This is a genomic window from Streptomyces sp. LUP30 (assembly GCF_001746365.1).
Lineage (GTDB): Bacteria > Actinomycetota > Actinomycetes > Streptomycetales > Streptomycetaceae > Streptomyces.
Genome location: NZ_MJAJ01000004.1, coordinates 222,713 through 248,081 on the forward strand (window position 1 = coordinate 222,713; position 25,369 = coordinate 248,081).

The following is a 25,369-nucleotide window of genomic DNA, read 5'->3' on the forward strand; positions in this document are numbered from 1 at the left end:
ATCCATCGGGGGCTGGAGGGTCGTGCCATGACCGTCACCGACGACGAGACGTGGCCGGACGCGGCCGAATGGACCGGCAAGATCTACAGCGGCGGTTGGCGGCGGTCCGAGGGCGGTGTGCAGCCGGTCGACGAACCCGCCACGGGGGAGCGGCTGGCCGAGGTGGGGGTGGCCGCGCCCGCGGATGTGGCCCGGGCCGGGACCCAGGCCGCCCGAGCCCAGCCGGTCTGGGCCGGGACGGCGCCCCAGGAGCGCGCCGAGGTCCTGCTCCGCGCCGCCGGGGCACTGCGCGACCACCGCGGAGCGATTCGCGAATGGATCGTCAGGGAGTCCGGAGGCGTCCCGGCGAAGGGCGACTACGAGATCGCGGCCGGACTCAGCCAGCTCGCGCAGGCCGCCGGCCTCGCGTCGCTGCCCCGCGGCGAGATCCTGAGCCCGTCGGCGCCCGCCCGGGCCAGCTACGCATGGCGGGTACCCCTGGGCGTGGTCGGCGTCATCAACCCCTGGAACGCCCCCCTGCTGTTCGCCATGCGGGCCCTGGCGCCCGCACTCGTCCTCGGCAACGCCGTTCTGCTCAAGCCCGACCCCCACACACCGGTGTCCGGCGGTGTCGTCGTGGCACGGCTGTTCGAGGAGGCCGGACTGCCCGAGGGGCTGCTCCACGTCCTGCCCGGAGGCCCCGGCACCGGTGAGGCGGTCGTGGCCGATGCCCACGTCGACATGGTCGTTTTCACCGGCTCCACCGAGGCGGGACGGGCGGTCGCCCGCGCCGCGGGCGACGGGCTCAAGCGGGTGGCGCTGGAACTGGGCGGCAAGAACTCGATCGTCGTGCTCGACGACGCCGACATCGGCTCCGCCGCGGCGGCCGGGGCGATGAGCTCCTTCGGCTATCAAGGGCAGGCCTGCGTCGCCGCCGGACGTCATCTGGTGCACGCCGACGTCGTGGAGCCCTACACGCAGGCGCTGGTCAGGCAGGCCGACGAGCTGCGGGTCGGCGACCCGCGCGAGGAGGGCGTGGCCCTCGGCCCGGTGATCAGCGAGCGTCAGGTCGCGAGGGTCGCACGCATCGTGGACGAGAGCGTGGCCGCCGGTGCGCGGGTGCTGGCGGGCGGACGCCGCGACGGGCTGTTCTACCCGCCCACCGTTCTGGACCGCGTCGAGCGGACCATGCCCGCCTTCACCGAGGAGATCTTCGGGCCGGTCGCTCCCGTCGTCGCGTTCCGTACCGACCATGAGGCCGTGGAGATCGCCAACGACACGCCGTACGGCCTGACGGCGGCTGTGCACTCCGGTTCGACGGCGAGGGCCGCGGTCATCGCCGAGCAGCTGTGCACCGGCATGGTGCACCTCAACGACGTCTCCGCCAAGGACGCCGCGAACGCCCCCTTCGGTGGGATGGGAGCCTCGGGCAACGGCTCCCGCATCGGCGGCACCGCCAACCTGGAGCAGTTCACCCAGTGGCGCTGGATGACGGTCCAGGGTTCCGTGTGATCCGCACCTCCGCTTCTCCGCCGCCCTTTCAGGCGTCCCCGCAGGTGGAGTCGCCTCTGCCCGGTCGGCGTGAATGCCTCGCGTGGTGTGTGCGAGGCATTCACGCCGGGGGCGACCGGCCGCAACGTCAGCGCCCCCGTCCGCCTCCCGACTCCGGCAGGGGCCGTCCGCCTGTCACGTGGGGCGCGCGTGCGGGGCCGGACTGCGACGGCCGCGGCGAGCCCGCGTCCGGAGGGTCATGACATCGTCCACTGCTGGCCGGCGGCGCCGGTGCCGGTCAGCTGGACGACGGCGGCGCCCGCGGTGGTGGAGGAGGAGTCCACGCCGATGTCCAGTCCGCTGTTGACGTTGACGAGCATGAACTTGGCGCCGGTCAGACTGCCGACCAGATCGGCGGCGAACTGCTGGTTGGCTCCGCCGTTGCAGGTCCACTGCTGCAGTTGGACGTTCTCCGCGGTGGACTTGCCCGGGACCTCCAGGCACAGGCCGCTCTTCACGCTCTTGAGCGTGTAGACGTTGTCCGCCACTCGGTTCAGGCTCCACCTCTGGTTGTCACCGCCGTTGGACTGCCACTGGATGACCTTGGCCCCGGTCGCGGTGGAACCGCTCGAGACGTCCATCAGCATGGAGCTGCCCGCGTTGGTGAGCGTGTGCACCGCGTCGGTGGGGACGCCGGAGTCGGGCGTCCAGGTGCCCGCCGACACGTCGAGGGACCAGGTGGGGTACTGGCCGAGGTTCACCGTCGTGCCTCTGATGGTCAACGGCAGCCAGATCAGCTTCGACTCGCCCAGGTTCGAGGTGTCCCAGCGGTCGCCGGCGTAGAGGTAGGTGGTGCCGGAGGCGCCCTGGACGGTGATGACGTTCGCCGTCTGGCTGCCGTAGGTGTGGGTGCCGGGCGCGGCGAAGTTCCGGAACGCCGACCATGGCCCGTTCAGTGACGTGGCGGTGGCGTAGATGTTGTCGTTCAGGCTCCAGCCCGTCAGGTGGGATCCGAAGACGTAGTACATGCCGTTGATCTTCAGCATGGCGGGCGACTCGACGCTGCCGCTGCCGCTGCTGCCCAGTGTCGTCACCAGGCTGTCGACGGAGAGGTAGTCGGCGGAGAGCCGGTAGACGCGCAGGCCGTTGTTGCGGTCCTCGCTCAGCAGGTAGCCGGTGCCGTCGGTGTCCTGGAACAGGCCGAGGTCACGGCTGAGGTTGCCCATCGGCCGGAAGCTGCCCCGGTAGGTGTACGGGCCGCAGGGGGTGCTGCTGGTGGCCACGCCGACCCTCGCGTCGGAGTAGTTCATGCTGTCGATGTGCGTGTACATCACGTACATGCCGGTCGACGCGTTGTGGATGACCTTCGGCCGCTCCACGATCCGGCTCGGTCCCAGGTCGCCGCTGCTCTGTCTGCTCAGGGCCCGGCCCTGGTAGGTCCAGTCGGCGAGGTCGGTCGAGGTGTAGCAGGGGACGTCCTGGAAGGACGTGTCCGTCGACGTCTCGCCGGTCTTGTCCTCGCCGAAGCCGTACCAGGTGGAGCCGACCTTGACGATGCCCAGCCCGTGCAGCTGGAGCGTGTTGCCGTTCTGGTCGGTTCTGGTGGCGCCCAGGGTGAACGAGACGGTGGCGGCGTGGGCGGACGCGGCGGGCAGCAGCAGTGCCGCGAGGCCTCCGAGCAGCGTGAGGAACGCGGTGACGACGGTGCGCCACCGGGCGCGTGGGGGGCTGTGGTGGGGTGCCCGATTCGACATGTTCTGCCTCTCCTTAGAGGTTCTGACATGACGTCATGACGCACCGCGAGGAACCGGATCACGGTGTCCGGCCGCAGCGAGGCCGGACGCCTTGGCGGGCCGTGCCGCACGGTGAGGGTGCATGGCGGCACGCTCGACAGGGAGTGGGGCCGCGAACGGTGGCAAACGCGGCGGTGCGGAAGGGGAGATGGGATATCCGTCGGTCATGACAGCCGCAGGTGCACTGTCGTGTCAAGAGAAAGTGATTGGTTTTGTTTGCACGCGAGGGGGAGCCCGGGAGTCGCGGCATGACCACCCGTGGCTTCACACGGGGTGACCACGGGGTCGTTCGGAGGGCGCGGTCCAAGGTCCACCGGCCGGGCTGCTGTCCGGTTTCGGCCCTGGATGGTAGGTAATGCCGCCTCGGAATCGGGCTGTTGGAGAGCGGGGCCGCGCTTCGCCGGGCGAAGTCGGGCGCGCCAGGAAATGCTCGGGCGGGCGGCGGGACGGGTGTTGCGCGCACTGTTGACCTTTCCATCGCCCTGACGTACAACTGCCGAGGTGTTGGCACCCGTTCATTACTGTTCAGTTGTGTTTGGGTGTGCGGGCGGACGGTGATCCGAAACATCCGATCTCCCTGCCCGGCGCGGATCTACTCGATGGAGAGGTGCACTGCCATGCAGGTTCCCTCACGCCCGACGGACGCAGGGACGGACCCGTCCCGGCGCCCCCCGGCAGTGTCCCGCCGGGGCTGCTCAAGGGCACGGCGGTCGCCGTCGGCGCCGCCGCGGTCGGGATAGGCGCGACGGGCACCGCCGCCGCCGCGGCGACCGTGCTCAGCGTGGCCCTGGCTCCCTCGGGCGGCCAGGCGGTGATGCTGAAGCCGGACTGACGCCGGTCCGGGCCCGCCGGATCATCCCCCCCGCCGGTGACGGCGGCGTTTCGTGATCACAGGCCGGAAGGCGGGAGCTCATCGGTCACCCGCATCCGCGCCCTGGTTCGTCCGAGAACAAGCCGTGCCGTAGCGGCCATGGCCTCGTCGACCATCTCGCCCTGAAAAGTCACAGCGCCCCTGCCGTCCTCCTGCGCCGCCTCGACCGCCGCTATCACCTCCGCGCAGCGGGCGAGTTCGTCCGGGCGGGGAGAGAACACCTCGTTGATCACCGGGACATGGGAAGGGTGGATCGCCATCATCCCCTCGTAGCCGAGGGAGCGGTTCTGCTGGGCGAAGGCGCGTAGCCCCGGCAGGTCGGTGACGCGCGTCCACACTCCAGTGACCGGGCACGGCACTCCGGCTGCCCGGACGTCCAGGAGAACACGAGAGCGCAGCGCCGCCGTCTCGGTCCCCTCCGGGCTCCAGCGGTAGCCGACGGCCCGTTCCACGTCGCCGCCGGGGGCGGTCAGTGCGCCCACGTAGGCGATGCGTGCGGCGGTTCGCGCGATGTCGTAGGCCTCGCGCAGGCCACGGGCCGTCTCCAGCAGGGGCACCAGGGCGACCCGTCCGGGCGGCAGCCCCTGTTCCCGTTCGCACCAGCCCAGCAGCCGGTCGGCAAGCCACACGTCCTTTGCGGAGCGGACCTTGGGCAGCACGATGCCGGCGAGGCCCGGCTTTACGACCGCGCGTAGTTCCTCGGCCCCCGCCCAGCCGTCCAGCGGGTTGACCCGGACGAACAGCGCCATCCCTTCCACCCGATCGGCCGGTTCGGCTGCGGCCCGCGCGATGGCGTCGGCCACCTGAGCGCGGGCGGCGAGCTTGTCCGCGGCGGGCACCGCGTCCTCCAGGTCGAGGACGGCCGCGTCGGCGCCCGCCGCCCGGGCCTTGGGCAGCCAGTCGGTTCTGGTGCCGGGGACGAAGAGCAGGGAGCGCAGCGGGGGCCGGCCGACCGGTCCCGGGTCCGCCTCGGCAGGCCTCCTGCGAGGCGCTTCAGATGACATCGCTCTTCTCCAGGTCGGCCAGTTCGTCCGCGGTGAGTCCGAGCCACTGCCCGTAGACGAGGCGGTTGTCCTGACCGAGGGCGGGACCCGTTCGCCAGACCCGGCCGGGCCGCTGCCGGAAGTGCGGGATCACCGCCTGCATACGTACCGGACCGAGGTCGGGGTCGTCGACCGTGACGATGTCCTCGCGTTCGGCGTACACGGGGTCGGCGGCGATGTCCGCGGCGTCGAACACCCGTGAGGCCACGACTTCGGCGCGGGCGAACTCCTCGAGGCACTCGCCGGCGCCGCGCTGCGCCACCCAGTCGTGCAGGCCCTCGTCCAGCTGTGCCCGCCGGTCGTGCTGTTGCCGCGCCGTGGCGAACTCCTGCTCGGGCAGACCCAGCAGGCGGACGATGTTGCGGACCGAACGCAGCGTCGCGGAGGTCACCGTGATCCACTCTCCGTCGCGGGAGCGGTAGGTGTTGATCACGGCCGCGGGGGCGACCGCCAGCTGGTTGCCGGAACGTTCGGGCACTTCCCCCAACTGGTCGTGGACGATGACCTGCCACTCGACGAGACGGAACAGGGCCTCGAAGAGAGCGAGGTCGATCCACTCGCCGTCGAACCCGGGATCGTGGTCGCGGCGGTGGAGGGCCGCGAGGACGGCGTAGGCGCCCATCAGGCCGGTCACGGCGTCGCCGTGCGAGAAGCCGGTGTGCACGGGCGGGCCGTCGGGGAAACCGGTCAGGTGGACGACCCCGCTGCGTGCCTCACCCATCTTGCCGAAGCCCGGGGCGTCCGCCTGCGACGAGGTGGCGCCGAAACCGGAGATCTGCAGCAGGACGGCCCGGGGGTTGATCCGGTGCACGGAGTCCCAGTCGAGTCCCCAGCTGCGCAGGCGTCCGGCGCGCAGGGTGACGATGACGACGTCCGCCCAGGCGACGAGCCGGCGGGCGACACCCCGGCCGGCCTCCTGGCGCAGATCGAGGGTGACCGAGCGCTTGTTGCGGCCGGCGACCTTGAACCACAGGGGGACGCCGTCACGTTGCGGTCCCATGGCGCGGGCCGCGTCTCCGGCGCCGGGGGGTTCCACGTGCACGACGTCGGCCCCTTGGTCGGCGAGCATCGAGCCCGCCAGCGGCCCGGCCACCACATGGGCGAACTCAACCACTTTCAGCCCCTGCAACTGCCCGCGTCCGGTGGTGTTCCGCTCGTCGTCCGACACCGATGCGCTCCCTCGCCCCTGCAGTTCGCCTTGGTTCCCCGACCGCGCCGACCGCACCGTCCGCGCCGGTGCAGCACGGTCGTCGCGGTTCGAGTCTTCAGAGTGCAGGAGCGGAGAAATGCCTGTCGAGCAACAGAAGGCCATCAATCAATGCGAAGAACGCATGAATCGGGGAGCGGTCGGTGCGTGAGCGGCTTCATGCCCATGACGCCCCGGGCGGAAGAGCGCGGCCCTGGAGACGGAACTCCTCGAGCGTCTGGAGGAACCGCTCCGTCACGGCGGGGAGGGACCGCCGAACGCGCACCGCGATGTCCAGGCGCCGGTCCACCACCGGGTCCACCAGAGGACGGCAGACGACGGACCCGGCGCCCATCAGCGGGAGCACGAGGGCGGGCATCGCCGACACCCCGAGGCCGGCGGCCACCAGTCCCCCCACCGTCGCGACACTGCCCGCCTCGGCCGCCGGTACCGTGTGCGCGTCGATCTGGGCGAACGCCGCATCGGTGAGCCGGCGCACGCTGGAGTCGCGCCCGACGGCCAGGAACGGCTGACGGGCCAGATCCTCCCAGGCGATCTCGGGGCGGTCGGCGAGCGGGTGGCCTCTCGGCAGCACCGCGACGAATCGGTCCCTGACCAGGGGGCGATGGTCCAGACGCTCCGACGGGTCACCGACGGTGGTGATCGCGAAGTCGGCGTCACCGGACAGGACCCGGTCCAGTACCGACCGCTCCAGGCCGTCGAGGAGGCGGACCGCCACCTGCGGCCGACGCTCGCGGAAGTCGGAGATCACCTGCGGCAGGAGCACCGCGGCGACCGAGGGCAGGGTCGCCACGGCGACCGTTCCCGACTCGCCGAGCAGATATCGCCTGAGCTCCTTCATGCCCGCCCGGTGGGCGGTGACGATCTGCTCGGCGACCCGCAGGGCCTCCACGCCCGCCGCGGTCAACTGCACGTTACGGGTGTCCCGTGCCAGGAGCTGGACGCCGAGTTGCCGCTCCAGATCCGCGACCGCGCGGCTGAGCGAGGACTGCGACACGTGCATCTCCACGGCGGCCGCGGTGAAGCTCGCGGCCCGGGCGACGGCCGTGTACGCCGCCAGTTGACGCAGGGTGGGGGCCTCCATGGCCGACGAGCATAGAGCGCCCACGCTTGAACTGATGCTCTTAACGCATGAACAGATCTCGGTTTGATGCTGGACACTGAGCAGTTGGTGCTTCGAAACTCTCGCGTAACACCTCGGCCGGCCTTCCCCCGCCCAGCCCCGCTCGCCAACGCCGAGGGCCCGTCCCCGAGAAAGCGAGCGCCGCATGCTGGCAGCCCTGGGCTTCGCCACGATCGCCCTCATCCTGCTGCTCACCATGAGCCGACGCGCCTCGGTGCTCGTCGCCCTGATCCTGCTTCCGGTGCTGGCGGCGCTCATCGGTGGGTTCGCGGGCGATCTCGGCGAGCTGATTCTCGGGGGGCTGTCCAAGGTGGCGCCCACCGGCATCATGATCGCCTTCGCGGTCCTGTACTTCAGCCTGATGGTGGACGCCGGGCTCTTCGACCCCCTGATCCGCGCCCTGTTGCGCGCGGCGCAGGGCGACCCGTTGCGGATCACCGTCGCAACGGCCGTCCTCACGCTGTGCGTGGCCCTGGACGGCGACGGCGCCTCCACCTTCCTCATCACCGTCTCCGCGCTGCTGCCGGTCTACAAGAGACTCGGAATGAACCCCCTGGTGCTGTCCGGAGTGGTCTGCCTGGGCGCGGGCGTGATGAACATGATCCCCTGGGGCGGCCCGACCGTACGCGCCATGGCGGCGCTGAAACTGGACAGTTCCGAGGTCTTCAACCCCGTACTGCCGGCGATGGGCTTCGGCATCGCCTGGGTGCTGCTGGCCTCGTACCTTCTCGGCCGCAGGGAGCGCGACCGTCTCGGCGCGCTGTCCCCGCGAGGTCCGGCCACGGCCGTGCTCAAGGGCGTCGAGGACAACGTGGACGACCGCGAACCCGCCGCTTCGACGACTGCCACGACTGCCACGACTGCCGAGTCGAGTGAACGGGCCGCTCCGCCGGCGGCCGAGGGTCACGACCGCCCGGTCCTGCGATCCCCCGGGGACGGGCCCGGTACCGTCCGGGTCCCGCCGCCGCGGACCTGGCTGAACATCTTCAACCTCCTGCTCACCATCGTCCTCGTGGTCTGCCTGATCCGGGAAGTGCTGCCGCTTCCGGTGCTGTTCGTCCTCGGCTTCGCCATCGCGGTGCTGGTCAACCACCCCACCTGGGAACAGCAGCAGGCGCTGCTCGACAAGCACGCCAAGAGCGTGGTCCTGGTCACCACGATGATCTTCGCGGCCGGCGTCCTCACCGGGATCCTCAGCGGCACCAAGATGCTCGACGAGATGGCCGAGACGCTCGTCTCCGTCGTCCCCGACTCGTTCGGCTCGCATCTGCCCGTCGCCGTGGCCGTCACCGGCATGCCCCTCAGCCTGCTCTTCACCCCGGACGCCTACTACTTCGGGGTGCTGCCCGTACTGGCCGAGACCGCGAGCGGGTTCGGCACGGATCCGGCCGAGGTCGCACGGGCGGCCATTCTCGGCCAGATGACCACGGGGTTCCCGCTCAGTCCGCTCACCGCGTCCACGTTCATCCTGGTCGGCATGAGCGGTGTGTCGCTCGGAGAGCACCAGCGTTTCGTCTTCCGCTGGGCCTTCGCCACCACCCTCGTCATGACCGCCGCCGCCCTGCTGACCGGCGCCTTCTCGCTGTGACCGGCGCCCCGGGGCCGAGCGGAGCCCCCGCCGGCCGCACCACTCCCGGCTGCCACCGCACCTACCGCGCCAGAGCCCCCTGACGCGCCACCCGCTGGGGAGTTCGCAGGCGGACGACCGGTCCACGCACCGCGGCACCCGGTCCGGGTGCCCCCACCGACCGAGACGAGGGCTCATGAGAGGGATCACCAGACGCACGGTGCTCACCGCCACCGCGGGTGCGGTCACGGCGCCGGCCGTGAGCACGGCGACCGCCACGGCCGCCGACACCACGACAGTCACCTCCGGAGCACGACACCCCGAAGGACGACATTCCGAAGTACGGCATACGGCATCCGGACCCGATCCGGTCGTGCGGACGGACCTCCTCACGCAGGTGACGCCGAGGAACAACTGGCTGGTGACGGCCGTCGCCCTCCAGTACTCGCAGCGCATCGACCTACGCGGCGGGACGGTCCCGCCCACCGCCTTCCGGGTGCAGGCCACCGTGGGCGGACGGACAGCGGCTCGCACGGTGACCCGGATCTACTCCAACGCCAGCGCTGAAGTGGACGACCGATCCCGGCCAGGACGGCCGGGGGACCGCCTGATCATCGAACTCGACCCGAACGACCTCGACGCACGGGCCGCCGGCGCCGATCCCCTTCCGCTCGACCGCGCCTACTCCGTCAGACAGATCGCGGACGTGCGCACCCCGCAAGGCGAACTGGTGCTCAAGGCCGGTCCGTTCGCGAACCGGAACGACGACGTCATCACTCCCGTGGTCGATGACTTCACCGCCGGCTCCTTCACCGACTCCACAGGATTCGAGCTGGCCTTCCGGCTGTACCAGCCGGCGGGATTCATACGGAACCCGCAGACCCGCACGAGGTACCCGCTCGTCGTCACCCTGCACGGCGGTGGCGAAGTCGCGGACAACAACACGACTCAGCTCACCTCCAACCGGATCGCGGTCACGTTCGCCAAACCGGAACGACAACGTCGCAACCCCGCGTTCGTTCTCTCTCCGCAGATTCCCCTGCCCCGTCCCATGGACGGACCCGACGGCACGGACTGGACCGACGCAAAAGTCCGGGCCGCGCTGATCGAACTCATCGACGCCTTCGTGCGTGAGCACTCCCGTGCCGTGGACACGGACCGGCTCTATGTCGTGGGCCTGTCCTCAGGCGGGCGCGGCATCTACAGCCTCCTGGCGAAGCGACCCGACATGTTCGCGGCCGCCCTGCCCACGGCCGGCTGGGGCGACGCCGCCACCATGGACAGGATCACGCACATCCCCATCTGGGCCGACCACTCCGTGGACGACCCGGTCGTCCCCTACCGGGAGGGCCGGTTCGGCAAACCCGGCACCTGGACCCTGATGAACGCCCTGGAGACCGCCGGTGCACCGGTCACCCGCGGGGAGTGGGCCAACGATCTGCCGAAGGCGCAGTTCGAGGCCCGGTCGCGGGAACTCCTGCGGCAGGCCCGGGCCACGCGCAGCCACGTCCTGTTCACGAGCTACACCCCCGGAACGACACCGGTGAGCCCGCACTTCGCATGGGCCCAGACGTACGAGAACGACGTGGTCGTCGACTGGCTCTTCGCACAGTCCCGGTAGCAGGCCGCCCACGGGGGCCACCCGTGTCCACCACCGTGGCGGACACCACCCGATCCGGCACGGACCGTCGAACACTTTTCCCGGTGAGGAGCCCGCATGGAGCTCGACCGCACATCAGTACGACGTCGCAGGAAAGGCCGGTTACGCCGCACGGCTCTGATCGCGGGAGCGAGCGCGATGCTCCTTGCCGCGGGCACGGCCCCGGCCCCCGGCGCCTCGGGCGCGGACGCGGCCGACGCCCGGGTCACCGTCGCCGCGTCGCACCGCGTCGCCGCCCTCATCGCGCGGATGTCGCTGGACGAGAAGCTGTCCTTCGTCCATGGAAGCACCGATCCCCGTGCGCTCGGCCAGGCCGGATACATCCCCGGGGTTCCCCGCCTCGGCATCCCCGAACTGCGGCTCACCGACGGTCCGGCGGGCGTCCGGGTCAACGCGCACGCCACCGCGATGCCGGCGCCGGTCGCGCTCGCATCGTCCTTCGACGACCGGCTGGCCCGTACGTACGGCCAGGTCATCGGACGCGACGGCCGCGCGCTCGGCCAGGACGTGCTGCTCTCACCGATGACGAACATCATCCGGGTGCCGTACGCGGGGCGGAACTTCGAGACCTTCAGCGAGGACCCGCTGCTCAGCTCCCGCATGGTGTCCGGCGAGATCGGGGGCGTCCAGAGCCAGGGCCTGATCGCCACCGTCAAGCACTACGCGGAGAACAACCAGGAAGACAACCGCATGGGCGTGAACGTCGGAGTCGACGAGCAGACCCTGCGTCAGATCGAGCTGCCCGCCTTCGAGGCCGCCGTCAAGGCCGGTGCCGGTGCGGTGATGTGCTCGTACAACTCGGTGAACGGCAGGCACGGCTGCGGCAGCGAGGAACTGCTCGACTCGATCCTCAAAGAGCAGTGGGGCTTCAAGGGCTGGGTCATGTCGGACTGGGGCGCGGCCCACGCGACGACCGACATCGTGAACGGCCTCGACCAGGAGATGCCGAGCGGCGTCTTTCTGGGCGACGAACTGAAGACCGCGATAAAGAACGGCACCATCCCGGTCTCGGAGCTGAACGACGCGGTCGCGCGCATCCTGGGCCAGATGAGGAAATTCGGTCTCCTCGCCGGTGCCGCGGGCCGACGGCCCGCACGCGACCCGAAGGGCGGCGCCAGGATCGCGCAGAAGGTGGCCGAGGCCGGCTCGGTCCTGCTGAAGAACACCGGCAAGGCACTTCCGCTGACCGGCGCGGACACCAGCATCGGACTCATCGGCCCGACCGCGAAGACGCCGAAGGTCACCGGCGGCGGCAGTTCCTACGTCGTACCGGACTCCGCGTCCTCGCCGCTGGCCACCATCACGCAGCGGGCCGGCCGGAAGGCCACGGTGCGCTATGCGGCCGGCGGTGACAACACGGGCGCCCCCATCCCCGCGACGGTCCTCAGCCCCGCCCTGCCGGTCGGCCCGGACGGCACGATCCCCGTCACACCGGACGCCTCCTTCGACTACAGCGGCACTCTCACCGTGCCGGCTGCCGGCGACTACTCCTTCGTCTACGACCTTCCCGCCGCGTACGGCATGCTGAAGATCGACGGCAGGAGCGTCATCACCGGTTTCCTGGGCTCCAGCAGCGCCACGGTGCACCTCGCGGCGGGAACGCACAGCGTCGCGGCCGGCGCCCTCGCGATCCAGGGCGCACCGACCAAGATCCGGTTGAACTGGGTCACCCCGCAGGCCGCGCGGACCGCCCGGGAGCAGGCCGTGGCCCTGGCCCGCCAGGTGAAGACCCCCGTCGTCTTCGCCTACGACGACGGCACCGAGGGCTTCGACCGGAAGAGCCTCTCCCTGCCTGCCGACCAGAACGGGCTCATCTCCGCCGTCGCCGACGCCAACCCGAACACGATCGTCGTCCTGAACACGGGATCGTCGATCACCATGCCGTGGCTGTCCAAGGTCAAGGCGGTGCTCGACACCTACTACCCCGGGGAGAACGGGGCCGAGGCCACCGCCCGGCTGCTCTACGGCGATGTGAACCCGTCGGGCAGGACCACCCAGACGTTCCCCGCGAGCGAGTCCGCCACACCGGTCGCCGGCGACCCGCTCAGGTACCCGGGAGTGAACGACCAGGAGAACTACTCCGAGGGCGTCTACGTGGGCTACCGCTGGTACGACAAGGAGAAGGCCGCCCCGCTGTTCCCCTTCGGCTACGGCCTGTCGTACACGTCCTTCGCCTACCGCGACCTCGCGGTACGGCAGGGTCACGGCGGGGTGAGCGTCTCGTTCACCCTGAAGAACACCGGCACCCGCGACGGAGACGAGGTCGCCCAGGTCTACGTCGGTGCGAGCCCGAGGACCAACGCGCCGCAGGCGGTGCGCTCGCTGGGCGGCTACCGGAAGGTGCACCTGCGCGCCGGTGAGTCGAGGACCGTACGCATCCGGGTCGACGCACGGCAGTTGAAGTACTGGAGCACGTCCGCCCACGCCTGGGTGCTCGGCACCGGGCACCGTGAGGTGTGGGTCGGCTCCTCGGCGCGGACGCTCCCGCTGCACGGCGGCGTCGACGTCACCCGCTGACTCCCGGCTCGCACCATCGGCCGGGTGACGAGCCGCGTCCGATGCCGGGCCCGCCCAGGCAGGCCCGGCTCCCTTCCCCCCAACCACCGAGGGCGCCGGCGGCACCGCCGCGGCCGGCGCCCGGCGAGAGAGGCCCCCCTCCATGACTGCCAGCAGAATCCGTACTGCCCTGGGCGGCGCGTTGGCCATGTCCCTCGCCGTCGTCGGGCTGCTGCCCGCGACGGCGTCCGCGAGTGCGCCGACCGTGGTGTCCACCGACGAGGGCGCCGTGCGCGGCGCCACCTCGAACGGCGTAGAGAGGTTCCTCGGCATCCCGTACGCGGCGACGCCCACCGGCTCCCTGCGCTGGAAGCCGCCGCGGCCCGCGGCACGGTGGACCGGCGTGCGGGAGGCGGCCGACTTCGGCCGTCCCTGCCCCGTACTGCCCAGCGGCAACGGACCACGCAGCGAGACCGAGGACTGCCTCGACGTCAACGTGTGGCGGCCGTCGGGCGTCCGGGCCGGCGCCCGTCTTCCGGTGCACGTCTTCGTCCACGGCGGAGGCCTGACCAACGGCAGCGGCTCGCAGAACGACGAGTCGAAGCTCGTCAAGGAGACGGGTGTCATCGGCGTCTCGGTCAACTACCGGCTCGGCGTCTTCGGCTTCCTCGGCCTGCCCGCCCTCACCGCGGAGGGCGGCGAGTCCGGCAACTACGGGTTCATGGACCAGCAGGCCGCGCTGCGCTGGGTGCAGCGCAACATCTCCGCCTTCGGCGGGAACCCCGGTGAGGTCACCATCGACGGCGAGTCCGCGGGCGGCTGGTCCGTCTGCGGTCATCTGGTGTCGCCCGGCTCGCGCGGGCTGTTCGCCCGCGCCATGATCCAGAGCGGTTCCTGTGTCAGCGGACCGCAGGCCCGGTCGGAGGCCGCCGGGACGGCGTTCGCCCGGCAGGCGGGCTGCGACGGCACGGACCAGGCGGCCGTCCTCGACTGTCTGCGGTCGGCTTCGGTGGGCACGCTCCTCGACGCGAGCCGGACCTTCTCGTCCGGCTTCGTGGACGGGACCGAGACGTTTCCGACCGCGGCACGCGAGGCGCTGGACGGCGGGCGATTCGCTCGTGTGCCCGTGGTCGTCGGCGCCAACCGTGACGAGGGACGCACCTTCGCCGCCGGGTACATAGGCGCGGGCAAGGAGGCCTATCTCGCCTTCGTCCGGGGAATCGGCGGCGTCCGCGCCGACGAGGTCCTCGCCCGTTACCCCTGGCCCGACACGTCCGACCGGTACACCGCGGCGTACCTCATCGGCGCGATCATGACCGACTCGGGGATGATCTCGGGGATCGGCGGGTGCGGGCTCCGCTCGCTCGCCCGGACCCTCGAGCGGTACACCCCCACCTATGCGTACGAGTTCGACCACCGGACCGGCCCTGGCCTGACGCAGATCCCCGGCTACGTCTGGGGGGCCGGCCACGCCGCCGAACTCGCCTACATCTGGCCCAGCTTCAACAACGGCACACCCATCGCTCCGCTGTTCAACGCCGACGAGCGCCGGCTCGCCCACGAGATGACGCGCGACTGGGGCGCGTTCGCGAAGACCGGCCGGCCGTCCGCCGCCCGGCAGACGGTCTGGCCCGCCTATCACAGCGGCGAGGGCCTGATGCTGTCGCTGCGGGCGGGGGGGCAGGAGTGCCCTGATCGGCGACGACCAGTACGCGACGGAACACCAGTGCGCGTTCTGGGACACGATGCCGGGCACACAGCCCTCCTGAACAGGCCGGGGGACCGGAAACGGAGCATCGGCCACCGCGCCGGTCCCCCACTCCGCCGAGGCAACGTCAGGGACCGCGGGGGACCGCCCTGACATGGTTTCCTGCGAAGGTGCGGCGGCGTCCTCGGCGGACACGTGGGGGGTCAGTAGCCGTTGCCGCCTCCCGACCCGCTGGGGGAGGGGCCGGGCGCGGTGCCGGTGATCGGGGCGCCGCTCGGGTCGAGCACGTACCAGGCGCCGCCGAAGGCCGTGCTGCCCTGGCCCGTGGTGTCGCCCGGCTTGGCGTCCTGGGCGAAGCGGTAGAGGGGATGGCCGTTGTAGGTGACCTGGGTGGTGTGGTCGTTCCGGGGGGTGGTGCCGACCAGGGCGTCGTTCACTCCCTGGGCGCTGGGCCGTCCGGTGGTGGTGTCGGGCGGCCATGCCTGGGCGCAGCCGCCGTAGCAGTGCGAGGTCGTGCCGCTGTCGGCCTGGAACAGATACAGGGTCCGGCCCGATCCGTCGACGAGGATCCGGCCGAGCGCGGAGCTGTGCGCCTGCAGCGTGCCGGATCCGCCGGTGGCGGGCGCCGAGCTGCTGGACGGAGACGACGATCCGGCGGACGGAGACGATGAGCCGGAGGTGCCGGAGCTTCCGCATCCGGCGGCGAAGGCCGCGACGGCGGTCGCAGCCGCTGCGATGGTGGCGGCGCGGTGCATGAGGTTCTTCTTTCCGCTGGGACCTCCTGCCGCGACACGTGCGGCAGGTCTGGTCCAGGGGCCCACCCTGGAGCGGGTCCATAGTTCAATACGTCCGATACTCCCCTTTGGTTCACTTATGCGCCCGTCGTGTCCGTCGTGCCCGTCGGCGGACGCCAAGGGGTGCCGGCGCCCCCTCCTGGAGGCGCCGGCACCCCGGTCGGCCGGGTTCGGTGATCAGCTCGTCACACGGAAGGTGGCGTCGCTGCGGCCGGTCGCGTTGGTGATCGGGTCGAGCCGCAGTTCGTAGGCGTAGTGGCGGATGTAGCGGTCGGGGTAGTTGTACGACTGGAAGGAGGACCAGGTGGAGTCGGCGAGGCCGGCGACCTTGCGGAAGGTGGCGTCGGCGGCGAACTGGGTGCTGCCGTCGTTGTGGGCGAGCTGGAAGTCGAAGTCGGAGTGCCGCAGGAAGTGTCCGGGGAACTCCACCGACTCGAAGGAGACGGTGCCGGTGCCTGCCAGGCCGGGCCTGAGGCGGAACTGGGCGTCCTCGGCGGGGCTCACGGCGGGGTCGATGCGCACGTCGAAGCCGGTCTGGCGTACGTACCGGTCCTGGAAGTTGTACGACTGCAGCCGCTGGGCCGGGGTGCTGGGCCAGCGGGCGAGGACGCGGCTCTCCTCGGCGGCCGTCAGGTTCAGGATCCAGCCGTGGCGTTTCTTCGTCCCGCCCATGTCGTAGCTGCTCGACGCGAGCTTCTGGTAGGAGGCGGGATCGGACGGGTCGGTCGTCAGAACCGGCATGTAGCCGCCACCCGAGGCGTACTGGTCGAGGTAGAGGCCCCACTTGTTCGTTCCGTTGAACTTCATCCACATCGGGCCCTCGACCTGGGACCCGGTGAGGCCGATGCCGGAGAGGTCGCCGAGGTTCGTCCACGTCCCGAGGATCGAGTTGCTGCCCTCGAGGGTGATCTGGCCGTCGCCGGAGGCCCGCACGTAGCGGTAGGCGCCGACGCCCGGCGGCACCGCGATGATCTGCGTGTCGATGATCTCCTGGGCGCCGGGGCGGTCGATGTAGATCTGCGGGGTGGAGATGGTGCGGAAGTCGCTGGTGTGGGCGTAGAAGATGCGGTGCTTCGTCGCGCCGTTGAGGGGCACGTTCGTCGCCCAGTACAGGATGTAGTCGTTGCCGGCCGGGTCCCAGATCGCCTCCGGCGCCCACGCGTTGCGCCCGTCGGGGATGGCGCCGGCGACGTTCAGCAGCCGCGGCTGCGACCAGGTGACCAGGTCCGTCGACTCCCACACCACGAGGTTGCGGCTGCCGTCGTTGATGGACTGGCTCCAGCTCTGCCCGCAGGAGATGCACAGGTCGGTGGCGATGATCCAGTACTTGCTGCCGTCGGGGGACCTCACGAACGCCGGATCGCGCACGCCCTTCGTGCCGACCGTGGAGCGCAGGACCATCCCGCCGCCGTTGAGGTCGTTCCAGTGCACGCCGTCCGTGCTGTGCGAGAGGTACATCTGCTGGTTGGTCGACCCTTCCCCGGTGAAGTGCACCATCAGGTACCCGGGGTCGGCGGCGGCCGCCGGTTGCGGCGGGGCCAGGGCCTGGCCCGTGAGGAGGAGGCACGCGGCGAGCAATATCGCCGACAGCCGTGCGCGCAGCGCGGACATCTACGTCTCCTGTCGTTCTGTGAGTGCCACCGTCGGGTGAGGGGGCCGGAGGGGTGGCGGGACGGGCGCGGCCGCCGCGCGAGGGGGGTGAGGGCGGGGTGGCGGTGGTCGCCCGGGCGGGGCGGTCGTGACGCGGAGGGGGTCGGTGCGGTCGGCCGGTCCGGGGTGGTGCGGCAGGACGGTCTGCGGTCCGTTGACCGTCAGCCGAGGTGGATTGTTCGAAATGCAGAACGCTGTTCGTAAGGTCGGGCAGACGGTAAATGTGTGCGCCTGGAGGCGTCAATACCTTCGACAAGCATTCGCGCGAGGCGTTGACGCCCGCACCGCCGGCCTCCACGTTCCCTCAGCCGTGCGCCGGTCCGACGCTCGTTCGCCGGCTCGGATCGCCAGGACCTCCTAGCCCGGCCGTGTGGCGTGCACGGCCGAAGTGCGGCCGCTTTGCGCGCCGGTCCGTTCCCCTCGCGGTGCGGGGTGCTTTCGTCGGGGAGCCGGGTACGCGACGGCTCCTGTGGCTTGTCCTGACGGGCCGGCCGGCGTCCAGCCGTTCTCCTGCGCGTCGTCCGGATCCCGAGGGCGGCCGTCCGCAAGGCAGAAGGAGAGATCGTGGTGGCAGGAAACGTCGACAAGAGCAGTGGGCCGCTGTCCGCACAGCTTCTCAAGGGGCAGAAGGCGCTGGTGACCGGCGCCAACTCGGGCATCGGCCTGGCGACCGCGGTCGCCCTGGGCCGGGCCGGGGCGGACGTCGTGGTCAACTACGTCGCCGGCGCGAGCGAGGCCGAGGACGTGGTGAAGGAGATCGAGGCGTTCGGGGTCCGCGCCTACGCCCACCAGGCCGACGTGTCCGACGAGGACCAGGTGAGCGCCATGGTCGCGCGGATGGTCGAGGAGTTCGGCACGATCGACGTCATGGTGGCCAACGCGGGCCTGCAACGGGACTCGGCCGTCACGGAGATGACGCTCGCCCAGTGGCAGAAGGTCATCGACGTCAACCTCACCGGCCAGTTCCTGTGTGCGCGGGAGGCCGCCAAGGAGTTCCTCCGGCGCGGAGTGGTCGAAGAGGTCTCCCGCTCGGCCGGGAAGATCATCTGTATGAGCTCGGTCCACCAGATCATCCCGTGGGCGGGGCACGTGAACTACGCCTCCTCCAAGGGCGGTGTGGGCATGCTGATGCAGACCCTCGCCCAGGAACTGGCCCCGAAGCGGATCAGGGTCAACGCGGTCGCCCCCGGAGCGATCCGCACGCCGATCAACCGCGACGCCTGGTCCACCCCCGAGGCCGAGGCCGACCTTCTGCGCCTGATCCCGTACCGCCGCGTGGGGGACCCGGACGACATCGCCAACGCCGTCGTCGCCCTGGCCTCGGACCTCCTCGACTACGTCGTCGGCACCACCCTGTACGTCGACGGCGGGATGACCCTCTTCCCCGGCTTCGCCACCGGGGGCTGATCCCCGGTGCGGCATCGCGTCACGCCCCGCCGGACGGCGATTCCCGGCGCAGGGTTCCCGGGGCCGGTCGCCGCTCGCGCCGTGCGCACGGCACCGCTCACGACGACCGGCCGCGCCCGACGCCCCGCCGCGCCCGCTCCCTTCCCCTCCGACGCCGCAGGGACGACCCCGTGCACGGCGCGCATCGACCGGTGGACGGCGGGACGCCGGGGCGCCGCCCGTCGCGGCCACGGCGGCCCGGGCGACCGGCGTCGAACAGGACGTCCGCGCGGGTCTCGGCGGCGCCGCCCGCATCGCCCGTGGCCGGCGGGTGGTCGAGGCCGGCCCGCCGCCTCCGCCGGACGTCATGCGCCGACGGGGCCGGCCCTCCCTCGACCGGGCCCCGGCCGGCACCTCCGTGCCGGCGGCCCGCGCGGGCGGCTGAGACGCCTCCGCCGCTCCGGGGACGGCCCCGGCCCGTCGTCCGCGGGCCCTCCTCCCCGTCCCGTCCCTCCTCAGCCCCGCCGCTTCGCAGGGCAGACCATCGAGGCGCACATGCTCAGCACCGTCGCTCTGCTCGCGAACAGCACACCGGACCGACTCCTGCCGGCGCGGGAGCTGATGGCCTTCACCCTGGCCTCGCACATCCTGCTGGTCCCCTTCGGCGTCGCCCTGCCGTTCATCACGCTGCTCATGCACCACCGGGCGCTGCGCCGCGACGACCCCGTCGCCCTCACCCTCGCCCGGCGCTGGTCGGCGGTGATGGCCGTCCAGTTCGCCATCGGCATCATCACCGGCACCGTGCTGTCCTTCGAGTTCGGCCTGCTGTGGCCCGGCATGATGGGCCGCTGGGGAGACGTCTTCGGCCTCGGGTTCGGCGTCGAGGCATGGGCGTTCTTCCTGGAGGCCGTCCTGATCGCGATCTATCTCTACGGCTGGCGCCGGCTCAAGCCCTGGACCCACTTCTGGCTCGCCGTGCCGCTGCCGTTGGCCGCCCTGATGGGGGCGTTCGGCATCATCGCGGCCAACTCCTGGATGAACACCCCGCAGGGGTTCCGTCCGGACGCCCAGGGCGGGCCCGTCGACGTCGACGTGCGGCAGGCGATCTTCACGCCGATGTTCGGACCGGAGTACTGGCACTTCGTCGTCGCGATGCTCCTGACCGCCGGATACGTGGTCGCCGGGGTGTACGCGGTCGGTTGGCTGCGCGGGCGCCGCGACCGCTACCACCGGCTCGGCTTCACCGTGCCGTTCACGGTCGCCGCGATCCTGACGCCGGTGCAGTTCATGATCGGGGACTCCACCGCTCGCGCCGTCTTCCACAAGCAGCCGGTCAAGTTCGCCGCCACGGAGATCGTCTGGAAGACCGACACTCATGTGCCGGAGTACATGTTCGGGCGGCTGAACAGCGACGGCACGATCTCCGGCGGCCTGAGGATCCCCCAACTGGACTCGATCCTCGCCGGGTTCTCACCGAGCACGAAGGTGACGGGGCTGACCTCGGTGTCCGCCGCCGACCGCCCCACCGTCGTCCAGGCCACCATCGCCCACTGGGCCTTCGACGTCATGGTCACCGTCGGCAGCCTGCTGATCCTCCTCGCGCTCTGGTACGCCTGGTCCTGGTGGCGACGCCGGGACAACCCCGCGAGCCGCTGGTTCTACCGCTGCGCCGCGCTCGCCGGAGTCGCCTGTCTGGTCACCGTCGAGTGCGGGTGGATCACCACGGAGGTCGGCCGTCAGCCCTGGATCGTCTACCGGCGGATGCGGGTCTCGGAGGCGCTGACCGACACCCACGCCGGGGCGCTGTGGGCGATGCTCGGCATCGTCGTCGTCGTGTACGCGGCCGTCTTCGCCTCGTTCCTCGCCGTCGTGCTGAAGATGCGCACCCGCTGGCGTATCGCCGACGAGGGCTCGGCCGGCCCGCACGCGGACCTGCCGCCGGAGAGCGACACCCCCTACGGGCCCAGAAGCGAGCCCGATCCTCCCACCGCCGCGACCGCGCCCGGCGGCCGGCCCGGCGGCAGCTCCGGGGGCGCGTCGTGACGGCCGACCTCGTCGCCTGGGTGATGGTGCTCGCGATCGCCGCCTACGCCTGCGCCGGAGGCACCGACTACGGGGCGGGCTTCTGGGACCTCATGGCCGGCGGCGCCGACCGCGGCAGGCGGCCACGCCGGCTGATCGACCAGGCCATGGCGCCGGTCTGGGAGGCCAACAACGTCTGGTTGATCTTCGTCCTCGTCGTCATGTGGACCGGCTTCCCGACGATGTTCCAGGCCGTCTTCTCCGCGATGTGGCTGCCGCTCGCCCTGGCCGCCGTCGGGCTGGTGCTGCGCGGCGCCGGGTTCGCGCTGCGCAAGCCCGCCCACCGCCTGGCCCGACGACGGATCTACGGCGCGATGTTCGCCGTCTCGTCCCTCGTGACGCCGTTCTTCCTCGGGGCGGTGCTCGGCGGCGTCGCCTCCGGCCGGGTCCGGGTCGGCACGACCGCCTCCGCGGACGCCTGGGCGAATGCGACGTCGGTCCTCACCGGCCTGCTGGCCATCGCCGCCACCGCGTTCCTGGGCGCGGTCTTCCTCTGCTCCGACGCCCGGCGGTTCGGCGCGCACGACCTCGTCGACTACTTCCGGCTGCGGGCGGTGATCGCCTTCGCCGCGGTCGTCGTCCTCGCGCTCGTCGCCCTGCCCGTCACCCGCGACGACGCCCGCCATGTCTGGGACGGCCTCACCTCGGGGCCTGGCCTGCTGCTGATCGTCGTCGCCGCGGTCTGCGGCGTCGCCACGGTGGTGCTCGTGTGGCGACGGTCGTTCGGCTGGTCCCGGTACACGTCGGTGGCGAGCGTCGCGCTGACCGTCGGCGCCTGGGGCCTGGCGCAGCGGCCCTACGCGCTGCCGACCACGCTGACGGTGACCGACGCGGCCGGGGCCGCCCCCGCCATGCGCTGGCTGATGATCGTCACCGCCATCGCGATCGTGCTGGTGGGACCGGCGCTGGTGCTGCTCTACCGGCTCGACACGATGGGCGAGCTGGAGGAGCTCACCGACGCCGACACCCGGGCCGCCCCGGCGCCCGGGGAGGACGTCTAGACGGGCGGCCGCACCGGCCGGTCGCACCGGCCGTCGCACCGGCCGGTCGCACCGGCCGTCGCACCGGCCGGTCGCCGTGGGCGAGCGGGACCCGCGGTCAGCGCAGCCGGCCGGCGATGTGGTCGCCGACCCGCAGCGCGTTGGCGATGGCGGTCAGCGACGGGTTCACCGCGCCGATGCTCGGGAAGAAACCGGTGTCCACGACGTAGAGGTTGTCGAGGTCGTGGGCCTTGCAGTTGACGTCGAGCGCCGAACTGCGGGGGTCGTCGCCGAACCGCACGGTGCCCGCCTGGTGCGCCGTGGCCCCGATGGGCATGCCCTTGTGCAGATAGATGCTGTGGTCCAGCAGGTGGTGCTCGTGCATGCCCAACTGCCCCAGCATGCCCCGCAGTTTGTGCTGGAGGCGGTGCAGCCCGGCGACGTTGTTCTTCTCGTCGAGCGCGAGGTGCACGCCGCCGTCCCTGTCCAGGGTGACCCGGCTCTCGGGCAGCGGAAGGTCCTCCCCGCACAGCCAGAAGTCGACGGCGTGGTGCGCCAGCACCTCGAAGGGCATCTCGGGCGTGACGGCGCCGGCCCAGCGGGGCGCCTCGCCGTGGATCTGGTCGGCGTCCGACTTGCCGAGCATCTGGACGCCGCCGAGCGGATAGTCCCAGTCGTCCGCGCCCAGGTACCAGTCGTTCAGCGCCAGGGTCTTCTGGAACCTGGTCGGGTTCGGTTCCTTCGACACCGCCATCAGGGCCAGGTTGTTGTGACGCATGTAGTGGCGTCCCACCACGTCGGAGCTGTTGGCCAGGCCGCGCGGATGCTTGTCGTCGGCCGAACGCAGCAGCAGCACAGCGGAGTTGACCGCTCCCGCGGAGACCACCACGATGTCGGCCCCGAATTCCTCGGTCGCTCCGTTCGTGAGTTCGGCGACGACCCTGGTGACGGTGCGTCCGGTCGGGTCGGTCTCCAGGCGCCGCACATGGGCACCCGTCACCATGGTGACGTTGTCGTACCCGAGCGCCGGGTCGACGCAGATCACCTGCGCGTCCGACTTGGCGCCGACCAGGCACGGGAAGCCGTCGACGCGGTCACAGCGGATGCAGACGCTGTCGTGGGCGGCCCGGCCGTGCTCGTCCTGGACGAGGTTCACGCCGATCGGCAGATGGAAGGGATGCAGGCCGGCCTTGCCGAGATCGTCGCTGAGCTGCTGGATGCGTGCCTCGTGCTCGACCGGCGGGTAGGCGTACTGCGCACCGGCCGGCCCCTCGGTGGGGTCCTCGCCGTGCCGGCCGTGCACCAGGTAGAGGTGCTCCGCCTCGGTGTAGTACGGCTCCAGATCCTCGTAGCGGATCGGCCACGCCGGGGAGACGCCGTCGTGGTGACGCAGTTCGCCGAAGTCCTCGGGCCGGAGCCGGAAGAGCGCGGCGCCGTAGAACTTGGTGTTGCCGCCGACGTAGTAGTTGACCTCGGGGGCGAACCGGTCGCCGTGCCGGTCGTACCAGAACTCCGGGGCGCGGTACTTGCCCTTGACGAACACGGCGGTCGAGTCCCAGTTGTCGCGCTCCCGCGGCAGATAGCCGCCACGCTCCAGGATCAGGATCCGCTTGCCGGTGGGGGCCAGCCGGTGGGCGAGCGTGCCGCCGCCGGCTCCCGTACCGATGACGATGACGTCGTAGTGCTGAGCGTCGGCCATGACCGTCCCGTTCCAGGAGTCGTCGGCTGTCCTGCGCGCAGCGCCCGGAGGGGACCGCCGCCCCGCTTCGTTCCGGGCCAGCACGCGACAAACGGGATGTTCCATCCCGATCTCCAACGTAACGGCTGGGTGCGGCGGCGGCGACCCGGACTCCGGCCGGTCACCGGCCGACCGGCCCCCCGGCCTTCCGCAGCGCCCGCGCCGCCTCGTCGACGATCGTCCGCGGGTCGGCCCCCGCGTCGACGGTCAGGCCGGGCTCGTCCGGCCGCAGCGGTTCGAGAGCGGCGTACTGGGAGTCCACCAGCAGGGCCGGCATGAAATGGTCCACACGGCCTGCGACCCTTCGCGCGGCCGTCTCCCCGTCGAGCGCCAGATACAGGAACCATGTGCCCGCGCCTGCCCTTCGGAACAGTTCGCGGTACTCGTGCTTGAGGGCCGAGCAGGCCATCACCGCGCCCCGGCCGCTGTCGGTCGCCTCGCGGATCAGGGCGGCGAGGGCCAGCAGCCACGGCCGGCGGTCCACGTCGTCGAGGGGACGGCCCGCGGTCATCTTGGCGCGGTTGGCGGCCGAGTGGACGTCGTCCGCCTCCAGGAAAGGGACGCCGAGCCGCTGCGCGAGCAGTCGCCCCACGGTGGACTTCCCCGAACCCGAGACGCCCATGACGACCACGACCGGTGGCCTCGGGTCGGTCGTGCTCATGGTGAACCTCCGGATCCCGGGTCAGAGGACGGCGATCGGGTTGACCGGTGAGCCGGTGGCGTCCGGCAGTCTCAGCGGGGCGGTCACACAGAGGAACGACCACCGGTCCGCCGTCTCGCAGACCGGCGCCAGGTCCTCGAACTGCAGGTAGTCCAGCAGGTGAAGGCCCATGGCGTGGATCGCCAGCACATGCACGGGGAAGTCGACGCCGTCGGTGGAACTCGGGGCCGTGTCGTTGTTGCCGTCGCCGCCGAGCAGGGCGACCCGCCGGTCCGCGAGGAACTCCAGCGCCGACGGATGGAGTCCGGCGCGTCTGCTCGCCGCATGCCACGCTCCCAACTCGGCGCGGCGCCGGCGGTGGCCCACCCGGACGAAGAGGAGGTCGCCCTCCTGCACGCGGACGTGCTGGGCGGTCTCGGCCGCGGCGAGGTCGCCGGCCGTCACATGATCACCCGGTTCGAGCCAGGGCACGCCGCGCAGCCGCGGAACGTCCAACAGCACTCCGCGACCTACGATCCCGTCGCGTGCGGCCTCCAGGGAAAGGGCGGTGGCTCCGCTCGCGGTGACGCTGCTCGCGGGCACTCCGCCGTGCAGGGTGCCGTCGTAGACGACGTGGCACAGGGCGTCGAGGTGGCTGTCGACGTCGCCGTGCACGTTCATCGCGAAGCTGTCCCGTGCGAAGTGCAGTCCGCCGGGGGCGTCTTCACCGGGCCGTCCGTTCATCCGGTGTTTCGCGGGTGTCGGATTGTCCGGGCCGGGCCAGGTCTCCACCGGCGCGGCGAGCGTCACCGTCCGGCCGGTCCGCACCTCCCGGGCGGCGGCCGCCACCCGGGCGGGGGTGAGCGCAGCCAGAGCGCCCCGCTCGCCCGAGGCCCAGGCGGAGCGCCCGAGCAGACGCCGGTACAGCTCGCCGAACGCGGCCTCGGTCAGCCGGGGCGGTTCCGTCGGTCGCGTCGGTCGGGCACGGCCGGCCATGGGTCAGCGACCTCGTCCCGCGTCGGGCGCCCGGTCGAGGGGGCGGCCGGGCGCGGCGGTCCGCAGGTGGCCCACCAGGCTCCGTCCGGCGGGGGGCGGGCGGCGATCCATGAGAGCTCCGAGGGTCGGGGAGAAGCCCTGAGTCCACTATCGGCCACTCCGGCG

Annotated in this window: 18 protein-coding genes; 9 read left to right on the top strand and 9 right to left on the bottom strand. The window is 71.5% G+C overall.

What is annotated here, in order from left to right; all coding sequences use genetic code 11:
- Positions 1-27: 27 nt before the first annotated feature.
- Positions 28-1,491, top strand: a complete 1,464-nt coding sequence (locus tag BG482_RS05980; protein WP_069767791.1) for a benzaldehyde dehydrogenase — start codon at positions 28-30, stop codon at positions 1,489-1,491.
- 236 nt (positions 1,492-1,727) lie between these two features.
- Here BG482_RS05980 and BG482_RS05985 read toward each other — a convergent pair whose 3' ends face one another.
- Entirely contained in the window at positions 1,728-3,224 is a 1,497-nt protein-coding gene (locus tag BG482_RS05985) for an RICIN domain-containing protein (protein ID WP_069767792.1), read from the bottom strand.
- A 646-nt stretch (positions 3,225-3,870) separates the two neighbouring features.
- On the opposite strand from BG482_RS05985, the gene BG482_RS05990 reads away from it, so the two are divergent.
- Entirely contained in the window at positions 3,871-4,095 is a 225-nt protein-coding gene (locus tag BG482_RS05990) for a hypothetical protein (RefSeq protein ID WP_069767793.1), read from the top strand.
- A 56-nt stretch (positions 4,096-4,151) separates the two neighbouring features.
- On the opposite strand, the gene BG482_RS05995 is transcribed toward BG482_RS05990, so the two are convergent.
- The 3 genes from BG482_RS05995 to BG482_RS06005 form a co-directional block, all read right to left on the bottom strand.
- Complete coding sequence (locus BG482_RS05995; protein ID WP_069767794.1) at positions 4,152-5,138, bottom strand: CoA ester lyase; 987 nt, start codon at positions 5,136-5,138, stop codon at positions 4,152-4,154.
- Positions 5,128-6,345, bottom strand: coding sequence for a CaiB/BaiF CoA-transferase family protein (locus BG482_RS06000; RefSeq protein ID WP_069767795.1), 1,218 nt, complete (start codon positions 6,343-6,345; stop codon positions 5,128-5,130). Before BG482_RS06000 ends, BG482_RS05995 begins: the two co-directional genes overlap by 11 nt.
- Before the next feature lie 196 nt (positions 6,346-6,541).
- On the bottom strand, positions 6,542-7,468 hold the full coding sequence (locus BG482_RS06005) for a LysR family transcriptional regulator (RefSeq protein WP_069767796.1): 927 nt from the start codon (positions 7,466-7,468) through the stop codon (positions 6,542-6,544).
- Positions 7,469-7,652: 184 nt separating this feature from the next.
- On the opposite strand from BG482_RS06005, the gene BG482_RS06010 reads away from it, so the two are divergent.
- From BG482_RS06010 to BG482_RS06025, 4 genes are all read left to right on the top strand, one after another.
- Positions 7,653-9,095: a CitMHS family transporter gene (locus tag BG482_RS06010; protein ID WP_069767797.1), complete on the top strand. Its 1,443-nt coding sequence runs from the start codon at positions 7,653-7,655 to the stop codon at positions 9,093-9,095.
- Positions 9,096-9,447: 352 nt separating this feature from the next.
- Positions 9,448-10,695, top strand: a complete 1,248-nt coding sequence (locus BG482_RS06015; protein ID WP_256096276.1) for a prolyl oligopeptidase family serine peptidase — start codon at positions 9,448-9,450, stop codon at positions 10,693-10,695.
- 96 nt (positions 10,696-10,791) lie between these two features.
- On the top strand, positions 10,792-13,251 hold the full coding sequence (locus tag BG482_RS06020) for a glycoside hydrolase family 3 C-terminal domain-containing protein (protein WP_069767799.1): 2,460 nt from the start codon (positions 10,792-10,794) through the stop codon (positions 13,249-13,251).
- Positions 13,252-13,393: 142 nt separating this feature from the next.
- Positions 13,394-15,091 carry a carboxylesterase/lipase family protein gene (locus BG482_RS06025; RefSeq protein ID WP_256096277.1) on the top strand — a complete coding sequence of 566 codons (1,698 nt, stop codon included), beginning with the start codon at positions 13,394-13,396 and terminating at the stop codon, positions 15,089-15,091.
- 50 nt (positions 15,092-15,141) lie between these two features.
- Here the strand turns inward: BG482_RS06025 and BG482_RS06030 are convergent, their stop codons facing one another.
- Entirely contained in the window at positions 15,142-15,693 is a 552-nt protein-coding gene (locus tag BG482_RS06030) for a hypothetical protein (protein ID WP_069767800.1), read from the bottom strand.
- Positions 15,694-15,909: 216 nt separating this feature from the next.
- Positions 15,910-17,343 (bottom strand): glycoside hydrolase family 43 protein, encoded by a 1,434-nt coding sequence (locus BG482_RS06035; RefSeq protein WP_069767801.1) that lies wholly within the window; start codon positions 17,341-17,343, stop codon positions 15,910-15,912.
- Positions 17,344-17,949: 606 nt separating this feature from the next.
- Here BG482_RS06035 and BG482_RS06040 point away from each other — a divergent pair.
- The 3 genes from BG482_RS06040 to BG482_RS06050 all read left to right on the top strand — a co-directional run bounded on the left by BG482_RS06040 (position 17,950) and on the right by BG482_RS06050 (position 21,851).
- Entirely contained in the window at positions 17,950-18,789 is an 840-nt protein-coding gene (locus BG482_RS06040) for an SDR family oxidoreductase (protein ID WP_069767802.1), read from the top strand.
- Positions 18,790-19,323: 534 nt separating this feature from the next.
- Positions 19,324-20,811 (top strand): cytochrome ubiquinol oxidase subunit I, encoded by a 1,488-nt coding sequence (locus tag BG482_RS06045; protein ID WP_069767803.1) that lies wholly within the window; start codon positions 19,324-19,326, stop codon positions 20,809-20,811.
- On the top strand, positions 20,808-21,851 hold the full coding sequence (locus BG482_RS06050) for a cytochrome d ubiquinol oxidase subunit II (protein WP_256096278.1): 1,044 nt from the start codon (positions 20,808-20,810) through the stop codon (positions 21,849-21,851). The genes BG482_RS06045 and BG482_RS06050 overlap by 4 nt, the downstream gene beginning before the upstream one ends.
- A 97-nt stretch (positions 21,852-21,948) precedes the next feature.
- Here BG482_RS06050 and BG482_RS06055 read toward each other — a convergent pair whose 3' ends face one another.
- The 3 genes from BG482_RS06055 to BG482_RS06065 form a co-directional block, all read right to left on the bottom strand.
- Positions 21,949-23,529 (bottom strand): GMC oxidoreductase, encoded by a 1,581-nt coding sequence (locus BG482_RS06055; protein WP_069767804.1) that lies wholly within the window; start codon positions 23,527-23,529, stop codon positions 21,949-21,951.
- Between the two features lie 160 nt (positions 23,530-23,689).
- Positions 23,690-24,229, bottom strand: a complete 540-nt coding sequence (locus BG482_RS06060; protein ID WP_069767805.1) for a gluconokinase — start codon at positions 24,227-24,229, stop codon at positions 23,690-23,692.
- Between the two features lie 21 nt (positions 24,230-24,250).
- Positions 24,251-25,204, bottom strand: coding sequence for a cyclase family protein (locus BG482_RS06065; RefSeq protein ID WP_079141621.1), 954 nt, complete (start codon positions 25,202-25,204; stop codon positions 24,251-24,253).
- Positions 25,205-25,369: the final 165 nt, after the last annotated feature.

Excerpts from the sequence above, each read along its gene's own strand:
- BG482_RS05980 (WP_069767791.1), top strand. The coding sequence starts at position 28 with ATGACCGTCACCGACGACGAGACGTGGCCGGACGCGGCCGAATGGACC.
- BG482_RS05985 (WP_069767792.1), bottom strand. The coding sequence starts at position 3,224 with ATGTCGAATCGGGCACCCCACCACAGCCCCCCACGCGCCCGGTGGCGC.
- BG482_RS05995 (WP_069767794.1), bottom strand. The coding sequence starts at position 5,138 with ATGTCATCTGAAGCGCCTCGCAGGAGGCCTGCCGAGGCGGACCCGGGA.
- BG482_RS06005 (WP_069767796.1), bottom strand. The coding sequence starts at position 7,468 with ATGGAGGCCCCCACCCTGCGTCAACTGGCGGCGTACACGGCCGTCGCC.
- BG482_RS06010 (WP_069767797.1), top strand. The coding sequence starts at position 7,653 with ATGCTGGCAGCCCTGGGCTTCGCCACGATCGCCCTCATCCTGCTGCTC.
- BG482_RS06020 (WP_069767799.1), top strand. The coding sequence starts at position 10,792 with ATGGAGCTCGACCGCACATCAGTACGACGTCGCAGGAAAGGCCGGTTA.
- BG482_RS06025 (WP_256096277.1), top strand. The coding sequence starts at position 13,394 with ATGACTGCCAGCAGAATCCGTACTGCCCTGGGCGGCGCGTTGGCCATG.
- BG482_RS06030 (WP_069767800.1), bottom strand. The coding sequence starts at position 15,693 with ATGCACCGCGCCGCCACCATCGCAGCGGCTGCGACCGCCGTCGCGGCC.
- BG482_RS06035 (WP_069767801.1), bottom strand. The coding sequence starts at position 17,343 with ATGTCCGCGCTGCGCGCACGGCTGTCGGCGATATTGCTCGCCGCGTGC.
- BG482_RS06045 (WP_069767803.1), top strand. The coding sequence starts at position 19,324 with ATGCTCAGCACCGTCGCTCTGCTCGCGAACAGCACACCGGACCGACTC.
- BG482_RS06055 (WP_069767804.1), bottom strand. The coding sequence starts at position 23,529 with ATGGCCGACGCTCAGCACTACGACGTCATCGTCATCGGTACGGGAGCC.
- BG482_RS06060 (WP_069767805.1), bottom strand. The coding sequence starts at position 24,229 with ATGAGCACGACCGACCCGAGGCCACCGGTCGTGGTCGTCATGGGCGTC.
- BG482_RS06065 (WP_079141621.1), bottom strand. The coding sequence starts at position 25,204 with ATGGCCGGCCGTGCCCGACCGACGCGACCGACGGAACCGCCCCGGCTG.